We start from the raw sequence: 4,087 nt of genomic DNA, 5'->3' as shown, positions 1-4,087 counted from the left end.
AACTAGGATAGATGCAAGCAAACTAGCTCAAAATTCAGAGCCGTTTAGCTTCAATGATCAACAAAAAAATTCTCTTTTTGCCCAGCTTAAACAGCAACGTGGTATCTTATCTCAATCTGATATTTCTTCTCTTTGTCAGCAGTTTCAAGTTAGCCAACTTGAGTTACTAAAAGCCTGTGTACCCGTCGCAAGTTTATTTTCTGTCGCGCCTATTTCTAAATTCTATGTGGGCGCCATTGCAGTTGGGTTAAACAAGCAAGGCGAAACAAATTTCTATTTTGGCGCAAATGTTGAGTTTTCTCATCAAGCATTGAGTTTAGTCGTTCATGCTGAGCAATCAGCCATTAACAATGCATGGCTTAATGGCGCGCAAGCAGTGTTAAAAATTGCTATTAGCGATGCACCTTGCGGTTACTGCCGTCAATTTATGAATGAATTGAGCACCGCAGATTCACTTGAGATTTTATTGCCTGAACGCGATTTTAATCTTCATGAGTTATTACCTTACTCATTTGGCCCGAAAGACCTAGGCAATGAAGCGTGTTTATTTTCTAATAAGCAAAGCGATAAACAGTTTACTGAGCTTTCGATTGATGATGCTAAACTTATTCAACTGGCACTCAATGCATACGTGCCTTACACAGGTAACTTTAGTGCGGTTAAATTAACGACTTTTGATGAAGGTGACTTTTATGGAAGTTATGCTGAAAATGCTGCCTATAGTCCAAGCCTTTCGCCATTACAAAGTGCATTGAGTCAGTTTTATCTTGCGGGCTTAACCTTTGATGATAAAACAGTTAAGTCAATCACCTTGTTAGAAACACAAGGGGCAGAAAATCAATATGAGGTGGCTAAAAGTGTGCTGGCAAGCTTTGCAAACCCACCAGCATTTGAGCACTGTGTTGCTGAACTAGTTGAAGGTTAGTCTAGCAATAGTTTTGCAGCTTCAATGACGACGGCGACTGATTTTTTCTCAATCTCGCCGTGGTCAACATTCGGAATTTCTTGTTTAGTACGATTTACTAATACCCCTGCAACACAGGCTGCGCGTAAGCCAAGGGCAGCACACATAGTAAATAGTGTTGCTGATTCCATTTCATAATTCATCACGCCTAGTTTTTGCCACTCTTCACAGCTGCCTTGGAATGATCGAGGAACATAGCCAGAATAAGTATCGTAACGTTCTTGACCCGGGTAGAACGTATCACTCGATGCAGTAATACCAATGTGGAAATTAATTCCTAGCTTATCACATGCATTTACCATCGCTTGTGTTGCAAAGAAGTCAGACACAGCAGGGTAGCTTAGTGGAGCGAAATGCTGGCTAGCACCATCTAAACGTACTGAGGCTTGGCTAATTAAAATATCGCCTTCGTTAATGTGTGGCTGAATTGCACCGGTTGTGCCGATGCGCAAAAAGGTATCAATACCTAGCTGAGCAAGCTCTTCAACAGCAATTGATGTTGATGGGCCGCCAATACCGGTTGAACAAACTACAACGCTGTGGCCGTTTAGCTCACCTCGGTATACATGAAATTCACGGGTCTTCGCTAAGCATTCTGGGTTATCGAGAAGAGTTGAAATGCGTGCTGAGCGGTCAGGATCGCCTGGGACAATCGCAAGGGTTGCGCCGTTTAAGTCCTGACGAGTAAGCCCTAAGTGAAATACCTTTTCCATTATTAAACCTTATTTTTGTCTAAAGCGTAATACTTTAATCATATGTGTTTAAAGTACAGGACAGATGTCCTATTAGATCACCAATGTTGCAAGAATTGCACAGATAACCTAAACCTAAAGAAGTAACGATAAAAGAGGATATATTATGCCTGCTTCATCTTCTATGAGTAAACACCATGAGTTTGCACGCTGTTTAGAAAGCTCGAAAATTTCAATTGGTGCGCCTTTTCATTGGTTAGCACTTGCATTTAAAGATATCGCTAATGCGCCCATACTGAGTCTAGTCTACGGATTAGTATTTACCTTGATACCTGCCACTATCATGTATTTTGTTTATCAGTTTGATACACACTTAGTTATATTACCTGCTGTAGTGGGCTTTGCATTAATTGGCCCTGCCTTTGCTGCCGGACTTTACGATGTTGCTTGGGAGCTTGAAAAAGGCCACAAACCCACCTTGATGCACAGCCTTAAATCGATGTTTAGAAACCCAGCAGGTGAATGGGGCTTTGCAGTGTTATTAATGGTAATTATGATCGTTTGGATGCGCTTAGCTGCGCTTATTCATGCATTGTACCCGAACGTTGTAAACCCGAGTTTCGAGCAGTTATCTGCGTTTTTAACGCTCGGTAGTATTGTCGGTGGTATCTTACTGGTCACTGTATTTGCTATCTCAGCGTTTACTCCACAAATTATGATGGAACGCCGTGTTGATATTATGACTGCGGTAATATCTTCGATGAACGCGGTTAAAACAAATTTTGGTGCCATGGTTGTCTGGGCTGGTTTGATACTATGTTTGGTATTTGTCGGCTTTATTACAGGCACTGCTGGGTTTATCGTTATTATGCCTTTATTGAGCTACGCCAGCTGGCATGCATACATTGCCGTTATCAAAACTAAGAAGCCAAGAGGCTACGAATAATGAGTATTCACTTCGTTTGAATATAAATCTATAGCGGCAATCACCTAGGTTGCCGCAAAATTTGACTTTCTTTTCGCGCATGTTATACCTGCCAAAATACAGCGCTCTTATTTGACTAGAGCAGTTTAAATTCATCTGCATTAAAATTATAACCATTTAATATCAGTAAGTTATAGGTTTGGTTGAGCAAGTGATTGTTGAGTCTCAAAAATCCAGACTATACACAAACCTGATTGCGTAAGTTTTTTAATTACGCATGAATATGCAGATAAAGATCAGCGGAGTAGAGATGAGTAACACACAAAAAGCCTTCCACGAAAAACTAAGTCAGTGTCTTTGTCCTCCTGGCGATGGCGTATTTACAGTTAATACAGCAAAAGAACGTAAAGATGCGCTGCGTACTAAATTATACGGCCAAACAGATAATGTTGATGTGCTTTGGAAAGAGTCACTTGAAACATTGGCAGAGTCTGAGCACAAAGCGGTAATTTTAGGTATTAGCTCTGATTGTGGCGGTGGTATTTTACGTGGTGCTAACTGGGGTCCACTATTTTTACGCTCTACCTTGATTGATCAACAACCACAAGCGCGCGCTTTTGATTTAGGTGATGTTCGTGTGATCCCGCATTTATTACATGATAAATACCTTAACGATGCAACCATTACAAACTGTCAAAAAGCGTTATATGCTGATGAAGACAGCGAATATCATGTATCGCCTTTGTCTATCACTGAAGATGTCTGTGATGGCTTTTATGCAAATTACCCAGATAAGGGGATTTTTGGTATCGGTGGCGACCATTCAATTAGCTACCCGCTGACTAAAGCTTACTTAAAAGCAAAACGTGACGCAGGAAAACGCACTGCAATCATTCACTTTGATGCTCATACAGACTTATTAGTTGAACGTTTAGGTATCGATTTATGTTTTGGTTCGTGGTGTACACATATTCTTGAGTACTTACCAGCTCCACGTAACTTAATTCAATTTGGTATTCGCTCTAGTGGTAAGCCTAAACAACACTGGGAAGACACGTTTGGCGTTAAACAACATTGGGCACACGAAATCATCGAACGTGGCGCTAAAGCTGTTGCTGAAGAAGTTATTGCGCAGCTAAAAGCAGATAATGTTGATGAGCTTTATGTGAGCTTTGATATTGATGCACTTGATGAAAGCTTTGCTTCAGCGACAGGAACACCAGAAGCCGGTGGTTTAACACCTCAGCATGCATTAGACATTCTAGTTGCATTGGCTGACGAGTTCCCAATTACTGGTGCTGACATGATGGAAATTGCACCATTCACAGATAGCTCATTAATCGGTCAGACAAGTTCTGAAACAACTCTAAGAGAAGGCGCTAAAATCTCAGCATTTTTAATAAATGCAATGAATAAGTAATTGACTCTAGAGCGGAAACACCCTGTTTCCGCTCATTCCTTTTTACTAAAAAATATTTCAATATCTGCAACTCCGAGCTATATTAT

The 4,087-nt window shown here is 40.8% G+C and carries 4 protein-coding genes; 3 read left to right on the top strand and 1 reads right to left on the bottom strand.

Going from position 1 to position 4,087, the window contains the following annotated elements:
• Nucleotides 1-7 precede the first annotated feature (7 nt).
• Nucleotides 8-925: a cytidine deaminase gene (gene cdd, locus L1D51_RS20730; protein ID WP_239964719.1), complete on the top strand. Its 918-nt coding sequence runs from the start codon at nt 8-10 to the stop codon at nt 923-925.
• Here the strand turns inward: cdd and udp are convergent.
• On the bottom strand, nt 922-1,677 hold the full coding sequence (udp, locus tag L1D51_RS20725) for a uridine phosphorylase (protein ID WP_055021853.1): 756 nt from the start codon (nt 1,675-1,677) through the stop codon (nt 922-924). The genes cdd and udp overlap by 4 nt on opposite strands.
• 145 nt (nt 1,678-1,822) lie before the next feature.
• Between udp and L1D51_RS20720 the strand changes: the two genes are divergently transcribed.
• Together L1D51_RS20720 and L1D51_RS20715 are read left to right on the top strand one after the other, a co-directional pair.
• Complete coding sequence (locus L1D51_RS20720; protein WP_054564098.1) at nt 1,823-2,602, top strand: DUF2189 domain-containing protein; 780 nt, start codon at nt 1,823-1,825, stop codon at nt 2,600-2,602.
• Between the two features lie 289 nt (nt 2,603-2,891).
• Nucleotides 2,892-4,001 carry an arginase family protein gene (locus L1D51_RS20715; protein WP_054564099.1) on the top strand — a complete coding sequence of 370 codons (1,110 nt, stop codon included), beginning with the start codon at nt 2,892-2,894 and terminating at the stop codon, nt 3,999-4,001.
• Nucleotides 4,002-4,087 lie beyond the last annotated feature (86 nt).

The organism is Pseudoalteromonas shioyasakiensis (assembly GCF_022398475.1).
Classification (GTDB): Bacteria; Pseudomonadota; Gammaproteobacteria; order Enterobacterales; family Alteromonadaceae; genus Pseudoalteromonas.
This window is presented reverse-complemented; position numbering and strand designations above follow the sequence as displayed.